Source organism: Streptomyces sp. SAS_270 (assembly GCF_052543295.1).
Map to the genome: position 1 here is coordinate 1 of NZ_JBMNDS010000040.1, position 26,360 is coordinate 26,360.

The window sequence follows — 26,360 nt, forward strand, 5'->3', positions numbered from 1 at the left end:
CCGTGTTCCACCGAGGCGGCCGCCTCGGCGATCAACTCGGCGCTCGTGCCGAGGCCGCCGTCCGACGTGCCGCCGGCCGGCGCGACGGGCGCCGTGGCGCCACCGCCCGCAAGGCCCGTCGCAAGCTCGGCCACCGAGGCGGCGACGGCGGCGCTGTGGGAGACAAGCACGATCCCGACGAGCTTGTCCGCCTTGTCCCCGGCGTCACTCACCGGATTCACCGGATTCACCGGACTCATCCGCCGTCTCGGCGAGTGCCGCCATCAGCAGCGCCGAGGAGGTGGCGCCCGGGTCCTGGTGCCCGATGCTGCGCGCGCCCAGATAGCTCGCCCTGCCCTTGCGGGCCTGCAACGGCGTCGTAGCGGCGGCGCCCTCCTCGGCAGCCCCCCGGGCCGCCGCGAAGGAGTCGGCGAGCGCGTCGACGGCCGGCACCAGCGCGTCGATCATGGTCTTGTCGCCCGGTGCCGCGCCTCCCAGCGTCATCACGGCGTCGACGCCGGTGCGCAGCGCGTCCGTGAACCGCGCCCGGTCGACCTCGGCCGCGTCACCGAGTTCCTTGCCGGTACGGCGCAGCAGTGTCCCGTACAGCGGTCCGGAGGCGCCGCCGACCGTCGAGATCAGCTGCCGTCCGGCGAGTGTCAGGACGGCGCCGGGCGTGTCCGGTGCCTCTTTCTCCAGAGTGGCCACCACCGCGGTGAACCCGCGCTGCAGGTTGCTGCCGTGGTCGGCGTCGCCGATCGGTGAGTCCAGGTCGGTCAGCCGTTCCGCCTCGCGGTCCACGGACGCGGCGGTCGCCGTCATCCAACGGCGGAAGAAGTCGGCGTCGAGCACGGAATCTCCTTGCGTGGTACGGATGTTGACGGAGGGTCAGGCAAGCTCACATGCCCCAGCGCAGGCCCGGCGTGCTGACCGGTGCGTTCCACAGGCGCAGCAGTTCCTCGTCGACCTGACACAGCGTCACCGAGGCGCCGGCCATGTCGAGGGAGGTGACGTAGTTGCCCACCAGGGTGTGCGCCACCGGGACCCCGCGCTCGGTCAGGACGCGCTGGACCTCCGCATTGAAGCCGTACAGCTCCAGGAGCGGGGTCGCGCCCATGCCGTTCACCAGCACGAGCACGGGGTTGCGCGGCGTGAAGTCGTCCAGGATCGCGTGCACGGAGAAGTCGGCGATCTCGCGCGAGGTCATCATCGCGCGCCGCTCCCGGCCGGGCTCGCCGTGGATGCCGACGCCCAGTTCCAGTTCGCCGCTCGGCAGGTCGAAGGTCGGGCTGCCCTTGGCCGGGGTGGTGCAGGCGCTGAGGGCGACCCCGAAGCTGCGGGAGTTCTCGTTGACCTGCCGGGCCAGCGCCTCGACCCGCTCCAGCGGCGCGCCCTCGTCGGCGGCGGCGCCCGCGATCTTCTCCACGAACAGTGTGGCGCCCGTACCGCGCCGCCCTGCCGTGTACAGGCTGTCGGTGACGGCGACGTCGTCGTTGACGAGGACCTTCGCGATCTGGATGCCCTCGTCCTCGGCGAGTTCCGCGGCCATGTCGAAGTTCAGTACGTCGCCCGTGTAGTTCTTCACGATGAACAGCACGCCCGCGCCACTGTCCACGGCGGCCGCCGCACGCACCATCTGGTCCGGCACCGGAGACGTGAAGACCTCGCCGGGGCAGGCCGCCGACAGCATCCCGGGACCCACGAAACCGCCGTGCAGCGGCTCGTGCCCCGACCCGCCACCGGAGACGAGGCCGACCTTTCCGGCCACCGGAGCGTCCCGCCGTACGATCACGCGGTTCTCCACGTCCACCGTCAGCTCCGGATGAGCGGCCGCCATGCCCCGCAGCGCGTCCGCGACGACTGTCTCCGCGACGTTGATGAGCATCCTCATGGTTACCTCCTGGTGCGATGAACAGGCAGGGCTCTGGGTCTCGTGATCAGGGTAGGCGGCCGAGTGGGGAGGAGGGGTCCGTCCACCGGCAGTATCTGCGCTTTGGTCCCGGAGGTCACCCGTCGTGCAGGCTGTCCGCGGCGCCGGGACTACGGCCGCACGGAGGCGCGTTGCTCAAGGACGCTCAGGGTCCGCTCGGCCCACCGGATGTTCTCCTGCTCGAAGGCGCGGCCCCGCATCAGGGAGAGATACGGCCCGACGCGCTCGGCCCGTTCCAGGAACTCGTGTTCGGTGCGGCCGTCGAGGAGACGGTCGCGAAGCCGGTCGAAGCGGGCCAGCTTGTCGCGTGACCGCTCCAGCTGCCCGGCGACCGCCGACCGTACGGCCTGCTCGTCGCCCTCGTCGAGGGCCTGCACCTTGACCATGAGTTCGGAGCGGATGGCCGTCGGCTTCGGCGGTTCGGCCGTGAACGCGTACAGGGCCCGGCGGCCGGCCTCGGTGAGGGAGAACAGCCGCTTGTTCGGCCGGCGCTCCTGCTCCACGAGCCGGGCCGCCACGAGCCCTTCGGACTCCATGCGGTCGAGTTCGCGGTACAGCTGCTGTGGGGTCGCCATCCAGAAGTTGGCCACCGAGGCGTCGAAGCCCTTGGCGAGGTCGTATCCCGACGCCTCGCCCTCCAGAAGGGTGGCCAGGAGTGCGTTGCGCAATGCCATGCCCCCAGGCTAGACGGCACCCGCCGCGATGACTAACCTACTCCGCATCTAGTCAACTAATTGAGTAAGAAAGGTGGGCGTGATGCACCCCTTCCGCAAGGCCGTGGAGGCCGACGACTTCACCGGCATCGAGAGCCTGCTGGCCGACGACGTCGTCTTCACCAGCCCCGTCGTCTTCAAGCCCTACCCCGGCAAGGCGATCACCGCCGCCATCCTGCGCGGCGTCTCCCGTGTCTTCACCGACTTCGAGTACGTGCGGGAGATCGCCGACGGCCGCGACCACGCCCTCGTCTTCAAGGCCAAGGTGGGCGAGAGGGAGATTCACGGCTGCGACTTCCTGCACATGGACGAGGACGGCAGGATCGACGAACTGACGGTCATGGTCCGCCCGCTGTCGGCGGCGCTGGCCCTCTCCGAGGCGATGGGCGCGCAGTTCGAGGAGATCGCGGCGGAGGCGGCGCGGGCGGAGGGCGCCTGAGCGCTTTCGTGGCTTGAGTACGCGGGTTGCGGTGACGGTCTGCGAGGCGTGGGCGCCTCGGCTTCGGCCTGGGTGCCGCAGGCTGCTGGTTTGACCCCATTTCCTTCGGCTACCCGCGTCTTGTGACTACGACGACATCTCAGCAGGAGCTCTATCAATTCCTGGAGGACCGCTTTGCCTGCGCACAGGCCTGCACGGAATGCGCGCGGGAGTGCGCGCTGCGTGCGAGCCTCGCGGAGCCGGACGGATCCGAAGAGGACCAACGCGTAAGGCGCGAAGGCGTCCTGTGCGCCGAGGTGTGCGACGCGACCTGTCGCGTGCTGTCCGAGCAGATCCGCGAGGACGAGTCCGGCCTGCGCATCCAGGCGGAGTGGTGCCGCGAGGTCTGCCTGGCGTGCGCCCGGGTCTTCGACGAGTACGCCGGCGCCGAGGACGGGGCGAAGGCCTGCCGCATCTGCGCCCAGGCCTGCACGGACTTCATCGCGACACTGCTCTGACGGACTTCCTCGCGACACCGCTCCGAGCGCGGAGCTCACCTCGTGCCCGGCGTCAGTCCGAGACCCCGAGCGGCCGTCCGGCCCGTACGTTCCAGCGCCCCGATCGCCCGCTGAACTCGGTGGCGGTCAACGGCGGCACGTCGACCCGCCAGAACGCGGACTCCGGTGCCCCCAACGTCCGTACCACCAAGGCGCGTACGACCTCGGGCTCCACCACGGCGACCGTCCGGCCCGCGACGTGTGCGGTCGCGTCCAGCCAGTGCGCCACCCGTGTGCAGAAGGCCTCCACCGACTCGCCGTCGTGCGGCGCCGAGCCCGGATCGGACAGCCATCGGGCCACCGCCTCCGGTTCCCTCGTGCTCACCTCCTCCAGGGTCGCGCCGCGCCAGCGGCCCACGTCCAGGCCCGCGAGTTCCGGCGCGTCCGCCGCCGTACCGAGGCCGAGTGCGTGTGCGGTCTCGCGGCAGCGCACCGAGGGGGAGACCAGCGGCCGGTCCACGGCCGCAACCGCCCCCGCGGCCGCCCGCGCGAGGCGCAGCCCCGTGGTATCAACCGGACATCCGTCGTCGAAGCGGGCTTCCCGTACGGCCACACTCATTGCGGCTGAGATCAACATCACTCGGCTCGTCATACGTCCACTCTCGTGCTCAACACCCGTGTGAAATCGGGGAACTGACGACGTGACCAGGCCACCGGCGCGCCCTCCGCGCCTTCGTGCGCCCTTGGCCGCAACCCCGGTTCGCGGTACGGTCTCGTCGATATTGACGACGGTTCGGCGGAAGCCGGTGAGAATCCGGCACGGTCGCGCCACTGTAAGCCCAGCAAGAACCACTCCCACCAGGGGTGGTGAAGGTCGAGCAAGTCAGACCCGCAGCCGTCGTCCTGTGCACCACCGAAATGGGACGCGAGTTCCCCAGGAGGTTCTGCCCCATGGCGCAGTCCGTCGCTCAGCCGACCGCTACACCCACCGCTGTTCCCGCCAAGCTGCCGATCGGTGCGATCGCCCCCTGGGCGGTCTTCTTCGGCATCCTGATGCTGGTTCTGCTCTACTTCGTCGGCGCCGAACAGGGCGCCACATCCGTGATGTCGGGCTCGGACGTTCACGAGTGGGTGCACGACGCCCGCCACCTGCTCGGCTTCCCCTGCCACTGACGGCGCCGGGGAATCGTAGAAGCTCATGAATTCCGCAACTGTCAGAAACCTCCTGGTACGGGGCATGCTCGCGGGTCTCGCCGCGGGCCTGCTCGCCCTGGTCGTCGCCTACTTCCTCGGTGAGCCGCGCGTGGACTCGGCGATCGCCTACGAGGAGTCGCACAGTCACGAGCACGGTATGGAGGTCGTCTCCCGCACGATGCAGTCCACCGGTGGCCTGGCCACCGGCGTCCTCGTCTACGGGGTCGCTTTCGGTGGCATCGCCGCCCTCGCGTACTGCTTCGCGCTCGGCAGGATCGGGCGCTTCGGACCGCGTGCCAGTGCGCTGCTCCTTGCGGCGGCGGGCCTCTTCGCGGTCTACGTCGTGCCGTTCCTGAAGTACCCCGCCAACCCGCCGTCCGTGGGCGAGCCCGACACCATCGGTAAGCGCACCACGCTGTACTTCCTGATGATGGTGCTCAGCGTGCTGCTGGCCGTCGCCACCGTGATCCTGGGCAAGCGCCTCGCGCCACGCCTGGGCAACTGGAACGCGACACTGGCCGCGGGGGCGTTCTTCCTCCTCGCCATCGGCCTCGCATACGCGTTCCTGCCCACGGTGAACGAGGTGCCGAAGGACTTCTCGGCCACCCTCATCTGGCAGTTCCGGCTGGCCGCCCTGGCCATTCAGCTGACCCTGTGGACGGCCTTCGGGCTGATCTTCGGTGTGCTGGCGGAGCGGGTGCTGTCACCGAAACCGGCCAAGGCCGCGGAGAAGCGAGCGGAGGCGCGGGCGACTCCCGTCGCACGCTGACCACCACTCGATCGCCGCACGGCTTCATCGATCCACCGATCGATCCACCGAAGTGCCGCTCGACTGCGCAGGGCCCCCGGATATGGCGCGAATCCTGGGGGCCTTTCGCATGCGTACGTCACCGGCATTCCCAATTTCTGAAACACGTTCTACGGTGTGCGCCGTCAGGTCCGGCCTTGGGAGCCAGGAGGCGCCGTGCATCTCGAATACACGCCCGAGCAGCAGCGGTTGCGCACCGAGCTGCGCGGATACTTCGCGGACCTGGTGCCCGACCACGCCTACGCGCGCTACGGCGACCCCGCGGCCCAGAAGCGCTTCTACCGCGAGACGATCCGCCGGCTCGGCACGGACGGCTGGCTCGGCGTGGGCTGGCCCACGGAGTACGGCGGGCGCGGTCTGAGCCCCATGGAGCAGTTCATCTTCTTCGACGAGGCCGCTCAGGCGGGCGTCCCGCTGCCGCTGATGGCCCTCAACACGGTCGGCCCGACGATCATGCAGTTCGGCAGCGATGAGCAGAAGGCGTACTTCCTGCCGCGCATCCTCTCCGGCGAGATCGACTTCGCGATCGGCTACAGCGAGCCGGACGCGGGGACGGATCTCGCCGCGCTCAAGACCCGGGCCATACGTGACGGAGACGAGTACGTCGTCAACGGGCAGAAGATCTGGACGACCAACGGCGACACAGCCGACTGGGTGTGGCTGGCCGTGCGCACCGACCCTGACGCGCCGCCGCACAAGGGCATCACCATGCTCCTCGTGCCGACCTCCGACCCCGGCTACTCCTGCACCCTCATCAACACCCTCGCCTCGCACGACACCACCGCCAGCTACTACGAGAACATCCGCGTCCCGGCTTCCCGCCGGGTCGGCGAGGAGAACAAGGGCTGGCGGCTGATCACCAACCAGCTCAACCACGAGCGCGTCACGCTCGCCGCGCACGGCACCATGGCGATCCGCGCCCTGCACGACGTACAGCGCTGGGCGATGGAGACCAAGCTCGCCGACGGCCGCCGCGTCGTCGACCTCCCCTGGGTCCGCCGCCGCCTCGCGCAGACCCACACCCGCCTCGACGCGATGAAACTCCTCAACTGGCAGATGGTGAACGCCGTCCAGGAAGGCACCCTCACCCCGCAGGACGCCTCCGCCGTCAAGGTGTACGGCTCCGAGACGCGCCGCGACGCCTACGCCTGGCTGATGGAGATCGTCGCCGCCCCCGGCATCCTCAAGGAGGGATCGGCGGGCACCGTCCTCCACGGCGACCTGGAACGCGGCTACCGCTCGGCGGTGATCTTCACCTTCGGCGGCGGGAACAACGAGATCCAGCGCGAGATCATCTCCTGGATCGGTCTGGGGATGCCGCGGGTACGGCGCTAGCCTGCTGGTGTGGACGCGGACCCCGGGCTCTTCGGACCCTCCTCGGTGACCTGGCAGATGCACGGCGACCCCATGATGTGGGTCGCCGGAGTCCGTGCGCTCTATCTGCAGGCGCTGCACCCGCGCGCGGTGCGGGGCGTCATGCAGAACTCCGACTTCCGGCGCGACGCGTGGGGCCGGCTGATGCGGACCGCGAACTTCGTGGGGACGACGACGTACGGCACCGCGGAGGCCGCCGAGCGGGCGGGCACGCGGGTACGGAAGATCCACACGATGCTGCGAGCGACGGACCCGGACAGCGGGGAGCGGTACCGGATCGACGAGCCCGAACTGCTGCTGTGGGTGCACTGCGCCGAGATCGACTCCTATCTGCACGTCCTGCGGCGCTCCGGGTTCCGGCTCACGGACGCCGAGGCCGACCGCTACATCGGTGAGCACCGCGTCAGCGCACGGCTGGTGGGCCTCGACCCCGAGGACGTACCGGCGAATCGGACCGAGCTGGCCGCCTACTTCGAGAATGTGCTGCCGGAGCTGGCCGCAGGCCCGGAGGCGCGGGACGTGGACGACTTCCTTCGCCGTCCGCCCACGCACCCGCTGCTCGTCCCGGCACGTGCGCTGCTGTGGCGGCGCGTGGCCGGTCTGGCGTACGCCGCTCTGCCTCCGTACGCCCACGAGTTGTACGGCAGAGCGGCCCCGCCATCGGCCGTGGTGACCCGGCGCCTGCGTCTCACGGGCACCTTGCTGCGCTGTGTTCCCGCGCGTCTGCGCTGGCAACTCCCGCCCAAACACATTATCCGCGCCATGTCACGGCTCGGCCCCGGCTCGCGCCCGGCACCGTACAAAGTCGGCAGACAGCTCGCCATACTGGACGGGCCGGGGGAGGGCGAGGCGAGCAGCGACGGGGGCGATCGCGCGAGATGGCGGAAACCAGGCTGATCCAGAGCCGGTACCGGCTGCTCGATCTGATCGGGCGCGGCGGTATGGGCGAGGTGTGGCGCGCCCGCGACGAGTCGCTGGGCCGGCAGGTCGCCGTGAAGTGCCTCAAGCCCCTCGGCCCGCACCACGATCAGTCCTTCACGCGTGTCCTGCGGGAGAGGTTTCGGCGCGAGGCCCGGGTGGCCGCCTCGCTCCAGCACCGCGGAGTGACCGTCGTGCACGACTTCGGCGAGTCCGACGGCGTGCTCTATCTCGTCATGGAGCTGCTGGAGGGACGCAACCTCAGCCAGGTCCTGGAGGACAACAAGCAGCACCCGCTGCCGGTCGCCGACGTGGTCGAGATCGCCGACCAGGTGACCGCGGCGCTCGCCTACACCCACCAACAGGGCATCGTGCACCGGGACCTGAAGCCCGCCAACATCATGCGACTGACCGACGGCACCGTGAAGATCTGCGACTTCGGCATCGCCCGCCTCGGCCATGACATCGGCTTCACCTCCCGGCTGACCGGCACCGGAATCGCGATGGGCACCCCGCACTACATGTCGCCGGAGCAGATCGGCGGCTCCCAGGTGGACCACCGCAGCGACCTGTACTCGTTCGGCTGCGTGCTGTACGAAATCGCCACCGGGGCCCCGCCGTTCGACCTCGACGACGCGTGGGCGGTGCTGGTCGGGCACCGCGACACGCCGCCCGAACCGCCGCGCGCCCGGCGGACCGAACTCCCCGAGTACCTGGAGCGGATCATCCTCGATCTGCTGGCCAAGCAGCCCGAGCAGCGGCCGCAGGACGCCCGTGAGGTAGGCCGACGGATCAGTGCGGGCCGCACCACACCGGTGTACGTACCGACGGTGGTGACGCCCGCCGTGCACCGGCCCGCGACGGAGCGCCGGCCCGCGGCACCCTCGATCCGGACACGCCCGGAGCAGCCGCCCGCGCGTGAACCCCGCCTGCCCTCCTGGACCCGCGGCATGACCACCGGCCACAAGGCGACCGGCGCCGACCTGCGCTCCACGCCGCCGGACGCCGCTGCGGGGCTCACCGGCGAGTGGATCGCCCGCCCTGCCACCACCGATATGCGTGAGCCGGCACACGGTGAACGCCCGGCGCCGTCACCGGAGTTGGTCACCACGCTCGCCGGGCGGCACAACGCAGGGCTGAGCCTGGGGCGGCTCGGCCGGTGGACCGAGGCGGGCGAGGTGCACCGCGCGGTCGCCGTCGAACGCGAACACGCCCTGGGTCCCGACCACCCGGACACCCTCGCCAGCCGCTACGAGGTCGGCTTCACACTCAGTCGCACCGGGCACCCCGCCGAAGCGCTGCGCGAGTACGCGCACGTCGCTCAGGCCAGGGAGCGCGTGCTCGGCTCCGACCACCCCGACACGCTCGCCGCACGACAGGAAATGGCCTACGTGCTCGGCCAGTTGGGACGTCACTTCGAGGCGCACCAGGCCTACACCTCGGTGCTCGCCGCCCGAGAGCACGCCATGGGCCCCGACCACCCCGACACCCTGCGCTGCCGCCACAACCTCGCGTTCAACCTCAGCAGACTCGGGCGGCTGGAGGACTCGTACCGCATGGCGACCGAGGTGGCGTCGGCCCGCGCCCGGGTGCTCGGCGCGACCCACCCCGACACGCTCGTCACCCGCTACGAAGTGGCTTACGCGCTCGGCCAGTTGGGCCGCTGGCCCGAGGCGCTCCAGACGTATCAGGAGGTGGCCGACGCGCGCGCCCGTGCGCTGGGTCCCGACCATCCGGACACCCTCGCCGCCCGCTACGAGGTCGGGATCAGCCTCGGCCGGCTCGGCCGCAGCGCGCAGGCCCTGGAGCTGTACCGCGACCTGATCGAGGACCGCACCCGGGTGCACGGCCCCGCCCACCCCGAGACCCTGCGCGCCCGGCACGGCCTCGGCGTCAACCTCGGCCGGATGGGCCGCTGGGAGGAGGCGCTCGCCGAGTCCCGCGACGTGTGCGCGATCCGCGAGCGTGTCCTGGGTCCCGACCACCCGGACACCCTCGTCAGCCGCCGTGAGGTCGCCGTCGGCCTCGGCTGGCTCGGCCGCTGGGCCGACGCGCTCACCGAGTACCGGCGTGTCGCCGCCGCTCGCGAACGGGTCCTGGGCCCCGACCACCCGGACGCCCTCGCCAGCCGCAACGACGAGGCGCACTGCCTGGAACAGCTCGGCCGAGGCCAGGAGGCCGTGGAGCTGTACCGCAGGGTGGCGGTGCTGAGGCAGCAGCGGGCGTCCGGCGGGCATTGAGCCACGACTGACGGTGGGTGACCGCGGGCCCCTACGGGCAGCGCCGCGCCCAGCGGCCGCAGGGGTGACCCGCGCCCCGGACCCCGAGGCCTGCGCCCGGACGGGTGCCCGCCGCCTGCCGCGCAGCTCTGGCCGCCGTAGATCATCCCGTGCTACGAAGAGGCATGCCTGCACTTGAGGGATACGACGCCGTCATCGTCGGCGGTGGTCACAACGGTCTGGTTGCCGCCGCTTACCTGGCCCGGGCCGGGCAATCGGTCCTGGTCCTGGAGCGGCTGGGGGCCACCGGGGGCGCCGCCGTGTCCACCCGGCCCTTCGCCGGGGTCGACGCGCGGCTGTCGCGATACTCGTACCTGGTCAGCCTGCTGCCCCGGAAGATCGTGCGGGACCTCGGGCTCGACTTCCGCGTCCGTGGGCGCACCGTGTCGTCGTACACGCCCGTCGAGCGGGACGGACGTCCCACCGGGCTGCTCGTCGGCGGCGGCGAGCGGCGCACCCGCGAGGCGTTCGCCCGGCTGACCGGCTCGAACGGTGAGTACGCGTCCTGGCAGCGCTTCTACGGCATGACGGGCCGCGTCGCCCAGCGTGTGTTCCCCACTCTCACCGAACCCCTGCCCAGCCGCGACGAACTGCGCACCCGCGTCGACGACGAGGAGGCCTGGCGCCTGCTGTTCGAGGAGCCGATCGGGACGGCCGTCGAGGAGTACTTCGCCGACGACCTCGTCCGAGGTGTCGTCCTCACCGACGCGCTCATCGGGACCTTCGCCGACGCCCATGACTCCTCGCTGCGGCAGAACCGATGCTTCCTCTACCACGTGATCGGCGGCGGCACCGGCGCCTGGGACGTGCCCGTCGGAGGCATGGGGGCCCTCACCGACGCGATCGCCACGGCGGCGCGCGCCGCGGGCGCCGTCGTCGCCACCGGGCACGAGGCGGTGCGGATCGAGACGGACGGGCGGGCCGCCGAGGTCACCTACCGGACCGCCGACACGGAGGGCGTGGTCGCGGCCCGGCACGTCCTCGTGAACGCCTCGCCGCAGGAGCTCGCCGCCCTCACCGGCGCCGCACCGCCCGCCCCGGCCGAGGGCGCCCAGCTCAAGGTGAACATGCTGCTCACACGGCTGCCGAGGCTGCGCGACACCTCCGTGGACCCGCGTGAGGCGTTCGCCGGAACCTTCCACATCGCCGAGGGCTACGAGCAGTTGGCGACCGCGCACGCCCAGGCCGCATCCGGCGAACTGCCCGTCGCCCCGCCCTCGGAGATCTACTGCCACTCCCTCACCGACCCGACCATCCTCGGCCCCGACCTCGTCGACCAGGGCTACCAGACCCTCACCCTCTTCGGCCTGCACACGCCCGCCCGGCTCTTCGCGCGCGACAACGACGGTGTGCGCGAGGAACTCCTCAAGTCGACGCTGGCGCAACTCGACGCCCACCTCGCCGAGCCCCTCGCCGACTGCCTCGCCACCGACGCCGACGGCCGCCCCTGCATCGAGGCGAAGACCCCGCTCGACCTGGAACGCGACCTGCGTCTGCCCGGCGGCAACATCTTCCACCGCGATCTCGCCTTCCCCTACGCCCAGGAAGGCACCGGCCGTTGGGGTGTGGAGACCCCGCACGCCAACGTGCTGCTGTGCGGCGCGGGCGCGGTGCGCGGCGGAGGCGTGAGCGGGGTGCCGGGGCACAATGCGGCGATGGCCGTGCTGGAGCAGGTCGACGGCTGAGCCGTCGCGCCCCCGGACACCCCCTAGTCGGCCGACGGCGTCCAGCCGGCCGCCTGGATGCGTGCCGCGTCCGCGGGGCGCGCCTCGTCGAAGAGGGTCTCTTCGCCGGTGGCGACCCGCAGTCCGTCGACGTAGGCGCCTCGCCCGACGTACAGCCGGTCGGTCGCGTACCGCCAGCGCAGGGTGAAGTGCTGTGCCCCGGGAAGGTCCGCGGCCAGGCGGTGCCAGACGCGCCCCGACCAACCGGTGACCGAGCCGGAGGGGTGTGCGGCGGGGTCCTCGCCGGCGTGTCGGGTGGTGAACGGGAGCGGCTGCCAGGTGGCGCCGTCGTCGGTCGAGGCCTCCAGGAAGAGGGCATCGGACTGGGGTTCGGTGTCCCACCACAGGGCGCAGTGCAGACGGGCGGAGCGGGCCGCGGTGTCGAGCGAGGGCAGCGTCAGGGTCGCCGTGCCGGCGCCGGCCATGCCGGAGAACCAGGCGGTGCGGCCGTGGGCGGGGCGCACCGGCACGGCCCGGGCAAGGTTGTTCGCGGTGGCGACCCGGGGAGCGGAGCCGGATCGCCAGGTGCGCACGGGGTGAACGGAGTTGCCGAGGACGATGAGGAACGAGTCGGTCGTCGGGTCGAGGACGAGCGAGGTTCCGGTGAACCCGGTGTGCCCGGCGGTGCGCGGAGTGGCCATCGCGCCCATGTACCAGTGCTGGTAGAGCTCGAAACCGAGGCCGTGCTCGTCGCCCGGGAAGGCGGTGTTGAAGTCGGTGAACATCAGCTGCACCGTCTCCGGCCGCAGGATGCGCGCTCTGCCGTACACGCCGCCGTTGAGGAGCGTACGGCCGAGGATCGCCAGGTCCCAGGCGCAGGAGAAGACGCCCGCGTGTCCGGCGACACCGCCGAGGCTGAAGGCGTTCTCGTCGTGCACCTCTCCCCACACCAGGCCGCGGTCGAGTCCCGACCAGGGCTTGCGGGCGTCCTCGGTGGCGGCGATCTTCGGATTCCAGGCGGCGGGCGGGTTGTAGCGCGTGCGGTGCATGCCCAGCGGGGCGGTGATCTCGTCGTGCAGGAGGGTGTCGAGAGTGCGGCCGGTGACCCTTTCCAGGACCAGTTGCAGGGAGATCAGGTTCAGGTCCGAGTACAGGTAAGCGGTGCCCGGCGGGTTGAGCGGCGCCTCGTTCCAGATCAGTTGGAGCTTTCCCTCGCGGGTCGGCGCGTTGTAGAGGGGGATCCAGGCGCGGAAGCCGGAGGTGTGGGTGAGGAGTTGGCGGATGGTGATGTCCTGCTTGCCCGCGCCGGCGAACTCCGGGACGTACGCGGCGACCTTCGCCTCCAGCTCCAGCGCTCCGCGCTCCATCTGCTGCACGGCGAGGATCGAAGTGAAGAGCTTGGAGACGGAGGCGAGGTCGAAGACGGTGTCCTCGGCCATGGGGATCTGCTGGTCGGCCGGGAACTCGACGCCGGTGTCCGTCTTCTCGTCGTACGCCGCGTAGCGCACGGCCATGCCGATCGGCTGGTGCAGGGCCACGATGCCGCCCCGTCCGGCGAGCAGTACGGCGCCCGCGTACCAGGGGTGCTTGGGGGAGGGGCCGAGGAACGACTCGGCGTCGGTGACGAGTTGGCGCAGGTGCTGATCCAGCAGTCCGGCGCGGTGGGCGGTGCCGCGGCGCAGGGTCGGGTGCCGGTGGCTTTTCTCCGCGGCCGTCGCCGGCCCCGCGGGGAAGGGGGCGATGGCCAGGGCGCCGCCCAATGCCATGGCCCGGCGGGCGAGTTGACGGCGGGTCAGTCCGCCGCCGTACGGCATCCCGCCCGCCGCGTCGCCGACCGCTCTGCCGTGTGCGCCTTCGGTCATCGAGGAGCCTCCCGCCGCGCCGCCTGAAAGTATCTTTCGGGGTTCGTCGTGCGGAGTGAAACTTTCGTGTCAGTCGTGGGGTGTGTCAACCCTGCCGGTCGGCCCCGTCGTCGTATCGCCCGGATGGCCGGAGAAAACTGACGGAGCATCAGAAAAGGGCTTCCCTCGTCCGGGGGACTGCGGCATCCTGCGGCCATGCAGACGGAGCTGAGCAAGAAACTGGGAGTCGAGCACGCCATCTTCGGCTTCACGCCGTTTCCCGCCGTCGCCGCGGCCATCAGCCGGGCAGGCGGGTTCGGTGTGCTCGGCGCGGTCCGCTACACGGCCCCCGACGACCTCAAACGCGACCTCGACTGGATCGAGGCCCATGTCGACGGAAAGCCCTACGGCCTGGACGTGGTCATGCCCGCCAAGAAGGTGGAGGGCGTGAGCGAAGCCGATGTCGAGGCGATGATCCCCGAGGGACACCGGCAGTACGTGAGGGACACGCTGGCCAAGTACGGCGTGCCCGAGCTGGCCGAGGGGGAGGCGCCCGGGTGGCGCATCACGGGGTGGATGGAGCAGGTCGCCCGTACCCAGCTCGACGTCGCCTTCGGCTATCCGATCAAACTGCTCGCCAACGCGCTGGGCTCACCACCCCTCGACGTCGTCGAGCGCGCCCACGCACAGGACGTGCTCGTCGCCGCCCTCGCGGGCAGCGCCCGGCACGCGCGCAAGCACGCGGAGGCGGGTATCGACATCGTCGTCGCCCAGGGCTACGAGGCGGGCGGCCACACCGGGGAGATCGCCTCGATGGTGCTCACCCCCGAAGTCGTGGACGCTGTCGACCCGCTGCCCGTGCTGGCCGCCGGCGGCATCGGCAGCGGACCGCAAGTGGCCGCCGCGCTCAGTCTCGGTGCCCAGGGTGTGTGGCTGGGATCCATATGGCTGACCACCACAGAGGCGGACATGCACTCCCGCGCACTGACGCAGAAGCTGCTTGCCGCCGGGTCCGGCGACACCGTCCGCTCGCGGGCGCTGACCGGGAAACCGGCGCGCCAGCTGCGCACCGAATGGACCGACGCCTGGGACGACCCGAGCGGACCCGGCACGCTGCCCATGCCGTTGCAGGGCCTGCTCGTCGCCGAGGCGGTCTCCCGTATCCAGAAGCACGAGGTGGAGCCCCTGCTCGGCACTCCTGTCGGTCAGATCGTCGGCCGGATGAACAGCGAGCGCAGCGTCCAGGCCGTCTTCGACGACCTGACGCGGGGATTCGAGGACGCGGTCGACCGGATCAACCGCATCGCCGGAAGGAGCGCTCAGTCGTGAGCACACCCCCGAACGGTTTCTGGGCCCAGGCCTCCGCCGACCCCGAGCGGCCGGTACTGATCACCCCCGACGGTGAGGAGTGGACCGCCGGCCGTCTGCACACCTGCGCCAACCAGCTGGTCCATGGACTGCGGGCGGCAGGCCTGGAACGTGGCGACGCCTTCGCGGTCGTCCTGCCCAACGGTGTCGAGTTCTTCGTCGCCTATCTCGCCGCCTCGCAGGCCGGCTTCTACCTCGTGCCCGTCAACCACCACCTCGTCGGCCCCGAGATCGCCTGGATCGTCTCCGACTCGGGCGCCAAGGTCGTCATCGCCCACGAACGGTTCGCGCAGGCAGCGCGCCACGCCGCCGACGAGGCCGGGCTGCCCGCGGCGCAGCGGTACGCCGTCGGCACGGTCGAGGGCTTCCGGCCGTACGCCGAACTCCTGGACGGGCAGCCCGGGTCGGCGCCCGCCGACCGCACGCTCGGCTGGGTCATGAACTACACCTCGGGCACCACCGGACGCCCCCGCGGCATCCGCCGGCCCCTGTCCGGAAAGCTCCCGGAGGAGACCTACCTCGGAGGGTTCCTCGGCATCTTCGGGATCAAGCCGTTCGACGGCAACGTGCACCTGGTGTGCTCGCCGCTCTACCACACGGCGGTGCTCCAGTTCGCGGGCGCGTCCCTGCACATCGGCCACCGGCTGGTGCTCATGGACAAGTGGTCGCCCGAGGAGATGCTGCGTCTCATCGACGCCCACCGATGCACCCACACCCATATGGTCCCGACACAGTTCCACCGTCTGCTCGCAATGCCGGACCACATCAAACAGACGTACGACGTGTCGTCCATGCGGCATGCGATCCACGGCGCCGCCCCGTGCCCGGACCACGTGAAACGGGCCATGATCGAGTGGTGGGGCAACAGCGTCGAGGAGTACTACGCGGCCAGCGAGGGCGGTGGCGCGTTCGCCACCGCCGAGGACTGGCTGAAGAAGCCCGGGACGGTCGGCAAGGCCTGGCCGATCAGTGAACTCGCCGTCTTCGACGACGACGGAAACAGGCTGCCCGCCGGTGAACTCGGCACCGTCTACATGAAGATGAGCACCGGCGGGTTCGCGTACCACAAGGACGAGAGCAAGACGCGGAAGAACCGCATCGGCGACTTCTTCACCGTCGGCGACCTCGGCTACCTCGACGCCGACGGCTACCTCTTCCTCCGCGACCGCAAGATCGACATGATCATCTCGGGTGGCGTCAACATCTACCCGGCCGAGATCGAGGCCGCGCTGCTCAGCCATCCCGCCGTCGCCGACGCCGCCGCCTTCGGCATCCCGCACGACGACTGGGGCGAGGAGGTGAAGGCGGTCGTGGAGCCCGCCCCCGGGCACGATCCGGGCCCTGACCTCGCCGCTGACCTCCTGGCCCACTGCGCACAGCAGCTCGCCGGGTACAAACGCCCCAAGAGCGTCGACTTCATCGAGGTCATGCCCCGCGACCCCAACGGAAAGCTCTACAAACGGCGGCTGCGCGACCCGTACTGGGAGGGACACGCCCGGCCCGTGTGACGTGTCAGGTGCCGTAGCCGTGCGCGGATAATCGTTGGCCCTCATCCTGACTCGGCGGGATGATTCGTGGTGTCGGCCGTGCGACCGCCCGGACAGAAGGGCCGGTCGCACGCTGCTGCCCAAGCTGCGCGCGGTGGGTGCGGATGACGTGCCGCCGGCGATGTCCGTGCACGCGTTCGCGCTGCCCTGGAGGGGACTGCAATGGCGACTGCCGCGACCGAGCCGACCGGCTCCGAGCCCGAGGTCCGCACCGCAGCCGGGGCGCTGCGCGGCACCGTGGACGCGGGAGTGGCGGTCTTCCGTGGCATCCCCTTCGCCGAGCCGCCGGTGGACGCGCTCCGTTTCGCCGCGCCACAGCCGGTGCGGGGCTGGGACGGCGTGCGCCCGGCCACGGCCTACGGCCCGCCGCCTCCGCAGGCCGGTCACTTCGGCATGGACGCCCTCTCGCGGGACGCGGCGGGCGCCGACTGGCTGACGGTCAACGTCTGGTCGCCCGAACCGCACCCGGGAGCGGGACTGCCGGTCATGGTGTGGATCCAGGGCGGCGCCTACAGCATCGGCATGTCCAGCCTGCCCGAGTACGACGGGGCCCGCCTCGCGCGGGACGGCGGGCTCGTCATGGTGACGTTCAACTACCGCGTGGGCATCGAGGGCTTCGCCCACCTCGACGGAGCGCCGGCCAACCGCGGCCTGCTCGATCAGGTCGCCGCGTTGGAGTGGGTGCGCGACAACATCCGCGCCTTCGGGGGCGACCCGGCGCAGGTCACGGTCTTCGGAGAGTCGGCGGGCGGGGGGTCGGTCGCCGCGCTGTCGGCGATGCCACGTGCGGCCGGGCTCTTCCGCCGGGCGGTCGTACAGAGCATGCCAGGCACGTTCTTCTCACCCGCGCTCGCCGCCGACGTCGCCGCCGCCTGCGCCGCCGAGCTGGGGCTGCGGCCCACGCCGGCCGACCTGTCGACCGTGGCTCCGGACCGGCTGGCCGCCGCCGGTGACGCGGTCGCCGCCAAGACGGCCTCGCTCGTGGAGCGTTGGGGTCTGGCCGCCCACCGGTCGATCCCCTTCTCTCCCGTGGTCGACGGCGATGTCCTGCCCGTCACCCCCTGGCAGGCCCTGGCCGACGGCGCCGGCCGGGACATCGAACTTCTCGTCGGACACACCCGCGACGAGCAGCGGCTGTTCACCGTCATCGAGGGCATGTTCGGGCAGGTGACGGAAGACCAGGCGGCGACCGCTCTCCAGCTCTTCGCCCCCGGCCCGGACGGCGCACGGCGCTACCGTGACGCGTTCCCGGCCGCGGGCCCGCAGGAGCTGTACGAACTGGTCAACTCGGACTGGCTGTTCCGCATGCCGAGCCTCCACCTCGCCACCGCGCAGATCGCCGGCGGGGGGCGGGCCCATGTGTACGAACTGGTCTGGCCCGCACCGGGAATGGGAGGCATGTTCGGCGCCTGCCACGGCCTCGACGTACCCCTCGTGTTCGGCAACCTGAGCAGCGGCCGGCCCGCCGTGCTGATCGGCGAGAGTCCCTCGCCCGCCGCGGAGGAGCTGTCCGCGCAGTTCCGCACCGCGTGGACTGCCTTCGCCGCCCACGGCGACCCCGGCTGGCCCGCGTACGACCTCGAGCACCGCCTCACGCGGGTCTTCGACACCCGGCCGGCCGTCACCGCGTATCCGGAGGAGGCCTCCCGCCGGCTCTGGCACAACCACACCTTCCCTGCACTGCCGCTGATCGGCCACTGACGACGGGCGGTCCTCAGCGAGCCCGGGCGCGCGCCCACGGACCGAACGTCGCCGGGGGCCGGCGCGTCATAGAGGCGGTACGGCTTCCACCTCGTACCGCACGGCCGCCGCCCGTCACCGTCAGCCCCGGGGGACCCATGCGCACGCACAACGTCCGAATCGTCCATCTCCTGGCGGCACTTGCCCTGTTCGCCATCGGAACCAGCGCCCTCGCGGGCTGCGGCGGCGAGAGGGCCGACGGCCTCGGCACGGAGATCACCGGCGCCGACCCCGCGCCGAAGTCGAAGGCCAGGGCTCGGCAGGTCGCCGCCGCCTGGGACGGCTCCACGGCCGCCGCAGCCTGGCGCAAGGGCTACTACCCGATGGGCGACACGGTCCAGCTGCCCGAGCGCGCCTTCCGCAACGACGCCGACAAACGGGCCTACGGCGCCCACAACTTCGTCCTGCACACTCGACTCCCCACCGCCGCACCGAAGAACGGGCACGTGAAGTGGGAAAGCGGCGGCTCGCTCACGCTGCCGCTGACGGGGGCGCGGACGGCGTACGAAGCTTTGGCCGACGGCAGCGGCGACGGGCCGCACCTCACGGTGACCGGCGCCGAACTGGGCGAGACGAGCCTGCTCACCAGTCGCGGCCGGGCGACCGTCCCGGCCTGGCTGTTCACCGTGAAGGGCTACGACACCCCGCTCAAGCAAGTCGCCCTCAGCCCGTCGAAGCCCCCCGCGCCGCCGATCAAACCGGCCGCCGATTTGCCCAGCGGTCAATTGTGGCCGCTCGGCGGCCTGGTGGAGGTGGCCGCGGACGGCCGGTCCGTCACGGTGATCGCCCAGCACGGTGCGTGCGACGACGGCCCGGCCGTGCACGTCCTGGAGACGGACGGAAGTGTGGTGCTGTACGCCTCCATGGTCGGCACGAAGGACGGGGCCTGCACCGCCCAACTGATCGGCGAGAAGGTGACGGTGAAACTGGACCGGCCGGCCGGCGACCGCGTCCTTTTGGACGCGTTCACGGGCCGGCCGGTGCCGTACGGCGAAGGACACGGGTACGCGCCGAACCGAAGCTGAACCCTTCCGCTTCGCTTCGCCCCGCCGCGGCCGGCGGGGCGAAGCGATCTGTCAGCGGTGCTCGCCGACCCGGACGATCCTGAGCGCGGGCGAGGACAGGATCTCCCGCTCGCAGAACCGGGACGTCACCCACTTCTCCCCGGAGAACAGCCGCGTCTGATCGCTGTAGTGCGGCGAGTTCGGATTCGAGGACTGGGAGTACGTCAACAGCGTACGGGCGACCGGGCAGCGGCCGCCGTTCCAGCCGACGGCCTGGATGTAGCTCGAACCGGTGGTGACCTCCGCGTATCCGCCCGCTGCCGCGTTCCACACCGACTCGATCTTGTTCCACACGCCGAGCGACTCGGTGCCGCCCGGCACGGGGATCCGCTCGCCGCCGCGAACGACGAACTGGTTCGCGCCGAGCTTCGCGTCCAGGGCGATGCCGGCCGCACGCAGCTCCGTCACCGCATCGGCGAGGGCCGTCGCGAAGCCCGGCGCGGCGGTGTTGAGGGTGCTTGGGGTGTGGACCGGGTTCGCCGCCGAGAACGGGACCTTCCACAGCTGCGCGGCCGGGACCGCGGCTGTCAGCCTGCGCCAGAACCGGTCGAAGAGCAGCGCGCCCCGGCTGTCGGTGTTCATGGAGTGGTCCCAGGCCTTCAGCACACCGCAGGCCCCCGAGACGTCAACGGCGGTTCCGTCACTGCTCGTTGCCGTGCCGCCCGGCAGCGAGGCGCAGCCGGCCGCGGCGTCGTCCGCGATGAGATCGCCCGCGGGCACCCGGTTCGCGAACTGCTGCTGTTGCAGGTCACCGACGGTCAGACCGCCCTTCGCGGCCATCGCCGCCACGTCCTCGACCGCGCCGCGTGTGCGCATCGAACGCTGGGTGCCGATCGTGCCGAAGACCCGCTCGTACCCGGTCAGCGGCCGGTCGGCATTGGCCAGCCAGGCACTGTCGTTGGAGTTCTCCGCATACGGGGCGTCCTTGAGCACCGGCATCTTCGCCGGTCCGAAGATCCCCGGCTGCACGGCGTCGGGGTCGCTGCCCAGTGCGCAGTCGCCGCGCGAGCCGTCCAGAATCGCGACCCCCGCCGACGGATACGTGACCTTTCCGAGCGGTGTGGAGCAGCGCTGCGCCAGCTCGTCGGTGATCCGGGGGAGTACTTGTGACTGCGTGTACAACGAGTGCCCGCCGGAGTCTGCGGCGACGGTGTTCACCCAGGGCATCCCCTGCGTGCGTCGCAGGGAGGCGAGGACGCCGGCCGTGCCGCGGGCCTTGCTGAAGCCGAGCGCGGTGTCGGAGGCGCGCAGGTTCTGGGAGTTGGGGTCATTGAGGGCGTACGCCGTCGTGGAGCTCCAGGGCAGCGGGAGCTGCGCGCCCAGCGAGGTGATGACCGGCCCGTACCGGGTCCACCACTGCGCACGGGTCACCGGCACGCCGTCCTTCACGTCGACGGTGACGGTCCGCCGGGTCATCCGCTCCGGCTTGCCGTCGACGAGATACGTCGTCGGATCGGCGGGGTCCAGGGTCAGCTGATGCAGGTTGAGCGTCACGCCCGTCGCGACGGTGTGGCTCCACGCCACGTGTGCGTTGTGGCCGATGGATATCGTCGCCGAGCCGAGCAACGAGCCGCCCGCGACGTTCAGTTCGCCGGGGATGGTCTGCTGCGACTGCCAGAAGCGGCGGCCGCCCTGCCAGGGGTAGTGCGGGTTGCCGAGCAGCAGACCGCGGCCGTTCGCGGTCGTGGTCCCGCTGAAGGCGACCGCGTTGGATCCCATGTCGGCCTGGTCGGCGGCGAAGAGGTCGCGCGCGGCGCGGGCAGCGCTCTGCGCGTCCGGGGCGGCCGTGGTCGCGGATGTGGCCGTCGGCGGCTGCGCGGCCGTGATGCCGTCCACGGCGCGGCCCTGGCCGCCGAGCACAGCGAGCGCGAAGGTGCGCGCGGCCACGTCCAGGGTCGTCACAGGCCGGACCCAGCCTGCCCCCTTGCAGGCCGGGTCGCTGATCCGGTTCTGGGCGAGCCAGGCGTTGTAGCCCGCCGCCCATCCGCGCGTCAGGTCCTTCACCTGGCGGCTCGGACCCCGAGGGGCGGGCTCCGCGAGCAGCTTCTCCACGGTGCCCGTCTTCCGTACCCCGCGGAAGTACAGGTCGCTGGAGAGGTTCTTGGTGGCGGAGGACAGCGAGCCGTCGGGCGCGGCGTCGGGTCCGAACCAGCGGGAGCGTTCGCCGCGTACGGTCACGAAGCCGTCGGCGAGCGTGCACACCTGGTCGGCGGCCTGCGCCCAACCCGTGCCGAAGCCGAGGTCTGCGTAGTCCTTCGCGACGATGTGCGGAATGCCGTACTCGGTGTAGCGGATCACGGCGGACAGACCGCCGTGCGAGGGATGTTCCTGACGGCCTTGTCGTTCGGCCGCGGCCGCCGGCAGCGTGGCCGTGGCGGTGAGCAGGGCGACGGCCGTGATGACGAGCCGTCTGAAGCGGGTGCGCATTCGTGCCTCCCAACGTCATTGAGGGAAGGGGCGGTTGAGCGTACCAACGGGTATGTGCTGCGTCGTGTGTCTGACTTGACCTCCTTCGGAGGCGGACCGAGGATCATGTGTCATGACGCGCGAATACGGCAGCACGGTTGACGGGGTACTGCGACGCACCGCCCGGCGCACCCCGGCACGCGTCGCGGTCGACTACCGCGAGCGCTCCTGGACGTACGCCGAACTCGACGACGCCGTCTCCCGCGCGGCCCGCCTGTTGCTCGACCTGCGACTGGCCCCCGGCGACCGGGTCGGCGCCTACGGCCACAACTCCGACGCCTACCTGATCGGCTTCCTCGCCTGCGCCCGCGCCGGCCTCGTGCACGTGCCGATCAACCAGAACCTCACCGGCGACGACCTCGCCTACATCGTCGGACAGTCCGGCAGCACGCTCATTCTCACCGACCCCGACCTGGCACACCGACTGCCCGACGGTGTCCATACTTTGGCGCTGCGGGACACCGACGACTCGCTGCTCGCGCGGCTGGCCACGACCGCTCCGTACGACGGCCCCGAGCCGCGCAGCGGGGACCTGGTCCAGCTGCTCTACACCTCGGGTACCACGGCCCTGCCGAAGGGCGCGATGATGACGCACCGCGCCCTCGTCCATGAATACCTGAGCGCGATCACGGCCCTCGACCTGAGCGCGGGCGACCGGCCCGTCCACTCGCTGCCGCTGTACCACTCGGCGCAGATGCACGTGTTCCTGCTGCCGTATCTCGCGGTCGGAGCCACCAACACCATCCTGGACGCGCCCGACGGCGACCAGCTCTTCGACCTGGTCGAGGCGGGCCGCGCGGACAGCCTCTTCGCACCCCCGACCGTCTGGATCGGGCTGGCGAACCGTCCCGACTTCGCGACGCGCGACCTGAGCGGGCTGCGCAAGGCGTACTACGGGGCGTCGATCATGCCGGTGCCCGTCCTGGAGCGGCTGCGCGCCCGGCTGCCGAAGCTGGCCTTCTACAACTGCTTCGGCCAGAGCGAGATCGGCCCGCTGGCCACGGTCCTCGCACCCGACGAGCACAAAGGCCGGATGGACTCCTGCGGGCGGCCCGTCCTGTTCGTGGACGCCCGGGTGGTCGACGAGAACGGCAAGGACGTCCCCGACGGGACGTCCGGTGAAGTCGTCTACCGCTCGCCGCAGTTGTGCGAGGGGTACTGGGACAAGCCCGAGGAGACCGCCGAGGCGTTCCGCGACGGCTGGTTCCACTCCGGCGACCTCGCCGTACGGGACGCCGAGGGCTACTTCACCGTGGTCGACCGGGTGAAGGACGTCATCAACTCCGGTGGAGTGCTCGTCGCTTCACGCCAGGTGGAGGACGCGCTCTACACCCACGAGAAGGTGGCCGAGGTGGCGGTCATCGGGCTCCCCGACGACCGCTGGATCGAGGCCGTCACCGCCGTCGTAGTCCCCCGGGGCGAGGTCACCGAGTCCGAACTCCTCGCTCACGCCCGCGAGAACCTCGCCCACTTCAAGGCCCCCAAGCGCGTGCTGTTCGTGGACGAGCTGCCGCGCAACGCCAGCGGGAAGATCCTGAAGCGGGAGTTGAGGGACCGGTTCGGGGGGTGAACGCACCACCACCACCATCGCCGCCGCTGCCGGAGCCCGCTGGAGACGCTGACCGTGCGGCATCTGCCGTCAGGCCGGGGTCACCTCCACCGGCAGCTTCTTGATGCCGTTGACGAAGTTGGAGCGGACGCGGGGAACGTCGCCGACGAGGCGGATGTCCGACAGCCGCGGGATGAGCTCCTCGAACATGATGCGGATCTCGGTCCGGGCGAGCAGGTTGCCCAGGCACAGGTGAGGGCTGCCCTTGCCGAAGGTGATGTGGTCGTTGTCGGTGCGGGTGACGTCGAAGTCGTAGGGGTTGCCGAAGACCTCCTCGTCGCGGTTTCCGGAGGCGAACCACATGACGACTTTGTCGCCCTCCTTGACCTGCTTGCCGCCGAGTTCGACGTCGCGGGTGGCCGTGCGGCGGAAGTGGTAGACGGGGGAGGCCCAGCGCAGGAACTCCTCTACCGCGGCGGGAATAAGGGAGGGGTCCTCCTGCAGCCGGGCCAGCTGCTCGGGGTGTTGCAGCAGGGCCAGCATCGAGTGGGTGATGGTGTGGCGGGTGGTCTCGTTACCGGCGACCACCAGGAGCAGGAAGTAGTTGTCGAAGTCCTGCGCGGACAGCGGGATGCCGTCGCGTGGGGTGGTGTTGACCAGCCTGGAGACGAGGTCGGTGCCCTCGCCGCCGCGCCGCTGTCGCGCCAACTCCCGTCCGTACTCGAAGACTTCGAGGGAGGCGGGGGAGCGGAAGGGCAGGTCGCGGTACTTCTCGCTCTCGGCGCTGTGCAGGAGCACGTCCGCGTAGTCGGGGTCGGTGTTGCCGATGATGCGGTTGCCCCAGTCGATGAGCTGCTGGTTGTCCTGCGGCGGCACATCGAGCAGTCGGGCCAGTACGTTGATGGGGAAGTCGGCGGAGACCTCCTTGACGAAGTCGAAGGTGCCCTTGGCCAGGGCGGCGTCGAGGGTCTTCGCGGTCAGGCCGCGCAGGAAGTCCGCGTAGCTGTTGATGACGCTCGCCCCGAACTGTCGCTGGATCACGCTGCGCAGTGCGCGATGGCGTACGCCGTCCAGCTCCAGGATCGAGGCCCGCTTCTTGATCTGGTCGTCGTCGACCTCTTCGAGGTTGACGAACTTGGTGGAGGTGAAGGTCTGCGCGTCACGGTCGACGGCTGCGATGTCCGCGTGCCGGGTGACCGCCCAGAAGCCGGAGTTGGGGGCCTCCTCGGGCTGCCAGTGCACCGGATCCTCGTGGCGCAGGGTGTGGAACATGCGCCAGGGGGTGATCCCGTCGGTGAAGTTGTCGAGGTCGGCGAGGTCGACGTCCTTCAGCGGGAGGGGTTCGCGCACGGCGTCGGTCAGGATTTCGGTCATCGGGGGCTCCTCAGCGGCACGGGTGATGTCACAGGTGGTAGGCGTACTCGGTGAACTCCCAGTCGGTGACGTGCCGTTGGAAGCGTTCGACCTCGTTGCGCTTGTAGCTCAGGAACGAGGCGGTGAAGTCCTTGCCGAGCAGCTCGGTCATCGCGGTGTCCGCCTCCAGTGCGTCGAGGGCGGCGGACAGGTTCATCGGCAGCACCGCGGACCTGGCGGTGTCGTAGCCGTAGCCCTCCAGCGGGGCCGGGGGTTCTTCACCCGCCCGGACGCCGAGCAGCGCGGCGGCGACCGTGCCGGCGATCAGCAGGTACGGGTTGGCGCTGGCGTCACCGAGCCGTATCTCCACGCGGGCGCCGGAGCCGCGCTCGGGCGGGATGCGGACCATGGCGCTGCGGTTGTCCAGCCCCCAGTCGATCAGCCAGGGGGCGAGGGTGTCGGGCCCGAAGCGCTTGTAGGAGTTCACGGTCGGGTTGGCCAGCGCCGCGAGCGCGGGGGCATGGGCGAGGATGCCTGCCACGGCATACCGGGCGGTGGCGGAGAGGCCGTACGCGCCCGACGGGTCGTCGAAGGCGTTGTCGCCGTCGGTACTTTCGCAGGACAGGTGGAGGTGGAAGCCGGAGCCGCCGGCGTCGCCGAAGGGCTTGGCCATGAAGGTGGCGAGGTTGCCCTCCTGGCGGCCCAGTTCCTTGACCGCGGCCTTGAAACGGAAGGCGCGGTCGGCGGCGTGCAGGGCGTCGGAGTGGGTCAGGTTGATCTCGTACTGGCCGCCGTCGAACTCGTGGTTGCCGGTGACGACGCCGAGACCCAGGTCGCGCAGCCGGCGCAGGGTGCGCAGCAGGTGGTTGCCGGGGTCGGCGCGCAGGCCGGCGGTGTAGACGGCGCCGGTCGTCTCCGGGGCGCGGCGCCAGCCCGTGGGGGAGTCGGGGGCCGGCTCCAGCAGGAAGTACTCGAGCTCGGGGCCCACGACGGGCAGCAGCCCGTGCTCGGCGCACCGGGCCAGGACCGCGCGCAGCAGATCGCGCGGTGACTCGGCGGCCGGCCCCCCTGTCGCCGGGTCGCTGACCTCGCCGAGACAGACGGCGACTCCGGGCTCCCAGGGGAGCGCGGTCAGGGTGTCGAGGTCCGGGCGCACGGTCACGTCCGGCAGGCCCGCGTCCAGACCGCCGGCTACCGGGACGACATCGCCCTGCGGACTGGTGTGGAACACGGCCCGGCAGAAGGCGAGGCCGTGCTCGCAGGCCGACGGCAGGTGGTCCAGCAGGACGTCGCGGGCGCGATCCGTGCCGATCAGGTCGGGATAGATGACCCGGACGACGTCGATGCCCTCGGCGGCGAGCCGCTCCTGGTGCCGGCGGATGTCTGGGGTGTCTTGAGCGCTCACCGATGTCTCCTCGGGCGGATGGGCTGGGTGGCGTGAAGACGACGCGGGCCGGAGGCGAGCTGGGGAGAGGCCCGGGTTAGTCGTTTGACTCCGAACGGTATGGAGGGGGTTCGCCGTCCCGCAAGGGGATGGCCCCAAAAATTTATCCACATGGACAGGTATTGACCAGCGTCGAGTCGGTTCCTATGTTGTTTGAAGCCAAACGAGTCAGGGGTGCGGCACTGTCGCACCCCTTTGGCCGAGGGGCCCGGTC

22 protein-coding genes and 1 riboswitch are annotated in these 26,360 nt (G+C 71.0%); of the genes, 13 read left to right on the plus strand and 9 right to left on the minus strand.

Annotation, left to right across the window (positions count from 1 at the left end; genetic code table 11):
• The 4 genes from ACN6LB_RS24860 to ACN6LB_RS24875 all read right to left on the minus strand — a co-directional run.
• On the minus strand, window positions 1–212 hold a 212-nt coding region (locus tag ACN6LB_RS24860; protein ID WP_458576040.1), incomplete at its 3' end, for a PTS sugar transporter subunit IIA domain-containing protein.
• Window positions 205–831 carry a dihydroxyacetone kinase subunit DhaL gene (dhaL, locus tag ACN6LB_RS24865; protein WP_445027840.1) on the minus strand — a complete coding sequence of 209 codons (627 nt, stop codon included), beginning with the start codon at window positions 829–831 and terminating at the stop codon, window positions 205–207. The genes dhaL and ACN6LB_RS24860, both read right to left, overlap by 8 nt.
• Before the next feature lie 46 nt (window positions 832–877).
• Entirely contained in the window at window positions 878–1,870 is a 993-nt protein-coding gene (gene dhaK, locus ACN6LB_RS24870; RefSeq protein WP_445027841.1) for a dihydroxyacetone kinase subunit DhaK, read from the minus strand.
• Between the two features lie 149 nt (window positions 1,871–2,019).
• Window positions 2,020–2,583 carry a PadR family transcriptional regulator gene (locus tag ACN6LB_RS24875; RefSeq protein WP_445027842.1) on the minus strand — a complete coding sequence of 188 codons (564 nt, stop codon included), beginning with the start codon at window positions 2,581–2,583 and terminating at the stop codon, window positions 2,020–2,022.
• A gap of 82 nt (window positions 2,584–2,665) precedes the next feature.
• On the opposite strand from ACN6LB_RS24875, the gene ACN6LB_RS24880 reads away from it, so the two are divergent.
• Together ACN6LB_RS24880 and ACN6LB_RS24885 are read left to right on the plus strand one after the other, a co-directional pair.
• A complete protein-coding gene (locus ACN6LB_RS24880; RefSeq protein WP_356140508.1) occupies window positions 2,666–3,061 on the plus strand; it encodes a nuclear transport factor 2 family protein in 396 nt (131 codons plus the stop codon).
• A gap of 122 nt (window positions 3,062–3,183) precedes the next feature.
• A complete protein-coding gene (locus ACN6LB_RS24885) occupies window positions 3,184–3,558 on the plus strand; it encodes a ferredoxin (RefSeq protein ID WP_356140507.1) in 375 nt (124 codons plus the stop codon).
• Window positions 3,559–3,610: 52 nt separating this feature from the next.
• On the opposite strand, the gene ACN6LB_RS24890 is transcribed toward ACN6LB_RS24885, so the two are convergent.
• Window positions 3,611–4,189, minus strand: coding sequence for a histidine phosphatase family protein (locus ACN6LB_RS24890; protein ID WP_445027843.1), 579 nt, complete (start codon window positions 4,187–4,189; stop codon window positions 3,611–3,613).
• A gap of 99 nt (window positions 4,190–4,288) precedes the next feature.
• A riboswitch (cobalamin riboswitch) is annotated at window positions 4,289–4,451 on the plus strand.
• A 37-nt stretch (window positions 4,452–4,488) separates the two neighbouring features.
• Here ACN6LB_RS24890 and ACN6LB_RS24895 point away from each other — a divergent pair.
• The 6 genes from ACN6LB_RS24895 (at window position 4,489) to ACN6LB_RS24920 (ending at window position 11,795) form a co-directional block, all read left to right on the plus strand.
• Complete coding sequence (locus ACN6LB_RS24895; RefSeq protein WP_356140505.1) at window positions 4,489–4,710, plus strand: CbtB domain-containing protein; 222 nt, start codon at window positions 4,489–4,491, stop codon at window positions 4,708–4,710.
• Window positions 4,711–4,735: 25 nt separating this feature from the next.
• A complete protein-coding gene (locus tag ACN6LB_RS24900; RefSeq protein WP_445027844.1) occupies window positions 4,736–5,500 on the plus strand; it encodes a CbtA family protein in 765 nt (254 codons plus the stop codon).
• Window positions 5,501–5,695: 195 nt separating this feature from the next.
• The gene (locus ACN6LB_RS24905) at window positions 5,696–6,874 is read left to right on the plus strand and encodes an acyl-CoA dehydrogenase family protein (protein WP_445027845.1); all 1,179 of its coding nucleotides are present in this window, start codon (window positions 5,696–5,698) and stop codon (window positions 6,872–6,874) included.
• Between the two features lie 57 nt (window positions 6,875–6,931).
• Window positions 6,932–7,810, plus strand: a complete 879-nt coding sequence (locus ACN6LB_RS24910) for an oxygenase MpaB family protein (protein WP_445027902.1) — start codon at window positions 6,932–6,934, stop codon at window positions 7,808–7,810.
• On the plus strand, window positions 7,792–10,071 hold the full coding sequence (locus tag ACN6LB_RS24915; RefSeq protein ID WP_445027846.1) for a tetratricopeptide repeat protein: 2,280 nt from the start codon (window positions 7,792–7,794) through the stop codon (window positions 10,069–10,071). The genes ACN6LB_RS24910 and ACN6LB_RS24915 overlap by 19 nt, the downstream gene beginning before the upstream one ends.
• A gap of 164 nt (window positions 10,072–10,235) precedes the next feature.
• Window positions 10,236–11,795 (plus strand): phytoene desaturase family protein, encoded by a 1,560-nt coding sequence (locus ACN6LB_RS24920; protein WP_445027847.1) that lies wholly within the window; start codon window positions 10,236–10,238, stop codon window positions 11,793–11,795.
• A gap of 23 nt (window positions 11,796–11,818) precedes the next feature.
• Here the strand turns inward: ACN6LB_RS24920 and ACN6LB_RS24925 are convergent, their stop codons facing one another.
• Complete coding sequence (locus ACN6LB_RS24925; RefSeq protein ID WP_445027903.1) at window positions 11,819–13,588, minus strand: serine hydrolase; 1,770 nt, start codon at window positions 13,586–13,588, stop codon at window positions 11,819–11,821.
• Window positions 13,589–13,831: 243 nt separating this feature from the next.
• Between ACN6LB_RS24925 and ACN6LB_RS24930 the strand changes: the two genes are divergently transcribed.
• The 4 genes from ACN6LB_RS24930 (at window position 13,832) to ACN6LB_RS24945 (ending at window position 19,295) form a co-directional block, all read left to right on the plus strand.
• The gene (locus ACN6LB_RS24930; protein WP_445027848.1) at window positions 13,832–14,944 is read left to right on the plus strand and encodes an NAD(P)H-dependent flavin oxidoreductase; all 1,113 of its coding nucleotides are present in this window, start codon (window positions 13,832–13,834) and stop codon (window positions 14,942–14,944) included.
• The gene (locus ACN6LB_RS24935; RefSeq protein WP_445027849.1) at window positions 14,941–16,491 is read left to right on the plus strand and encodes an acyl-CoA synthetase; all 1,551 of its coding nucleotides are present in this window, start codon (window positions 14,941–14,943) and stop codon (window positions 16,489–16,491) included. Before ACN6LB_RS24930 ends, ACN6LB_RS24935 begins: the two co-directional genes overlap by 4 nt.
• A 201-nt stretch (window positions 16,492–16,692) precedes the next feature.
• Window positions 16,693–18,231, plus strand: a complete 1,539-nt coding sequence (locus tag ACN6LB_RS24940; protein ID WP_445027850.1) for a carboxylesterase/lipase family protein — start codon at window positions 16,693–16,695, stop codon at window positions 18,229–18,231.
• Window positions 18,232–18,368: 137 nt separating this feature from the next.
• Window positions 18,369–19,295 (plus strand): hypothetical protein, encoded by a 927-nt coding sequence (locus ACN6LB_RS24945; RefSeq protein WP_445027851.1) that lies wholly within the window; start codon window positions 18,369–18,371, stop codon window positions 19,293–19,295.
• Window positions 19,296–19,346: 51 nt separating this feature from the next.
• Here ACN6LB_RS24945 and ACN6LB_RS24950 read toward each other — a convergent pair whose 3' ends face one another.
• Window positions 19,347–21,761, minus strand: coding sequence for a penicillin acylase family protein (locus ACN6LB_RS24950; protein ID WP_445027852.1), 2,415 nt, complete (start codon window positions 21,759–21,761; stop codon window positions 19,347–19,349).
• A gap of 112 nt (window positions 21,762–21,873) precedes the next feature.
• Between ACN6LB_RS24950 and ACN6LB_RS24955 the strand changes: the two genes are divergently transcribed.
• Window positions 21,874–23,370 carry a fatty acyl-CoA synthetase gene (locus ACN6LB_RS24955; protein ID WP_445027853.1) on the plus strand — a complete coding sequence of 499 codons (1,497 nt, stop codon included), beginning with the start codon at window positions 21,874–21,876 and terminating at the stop codon, window positions 23,368–23,370.
• A 69-nt stretch (window positions 23,371–23,439) separates the two neighbouring features.
• On the opposite strand, the gene ACN6LB_RS24960 is transcribed toward ACN6LB_RS24955, so the two are convergent.
• Entirely contained in the window at window positions 23,440–24,723 is a 1,284-nt protein-coding gene (locus tag ACN6LB_RS24960; protein ID WP_445027854.1) for a cytochrome P450, read from the minus strand.
• Between the two features lie 28 nt (window positions 24,724–24,751).
• Window positions 24,752–26,107 (minus strand): glutamine synthetase family protein, encoded by a 1,356-nt coding sequence (locus ACN6LB_RS24965; protein WP_445027855.1) that lies wholly within the window; start codon window positions 26,105–26,107, stop codon window positions 24,752–24,754.
• Window positions 26,108–26,360 lie beyond the last annotated feature (253 nt).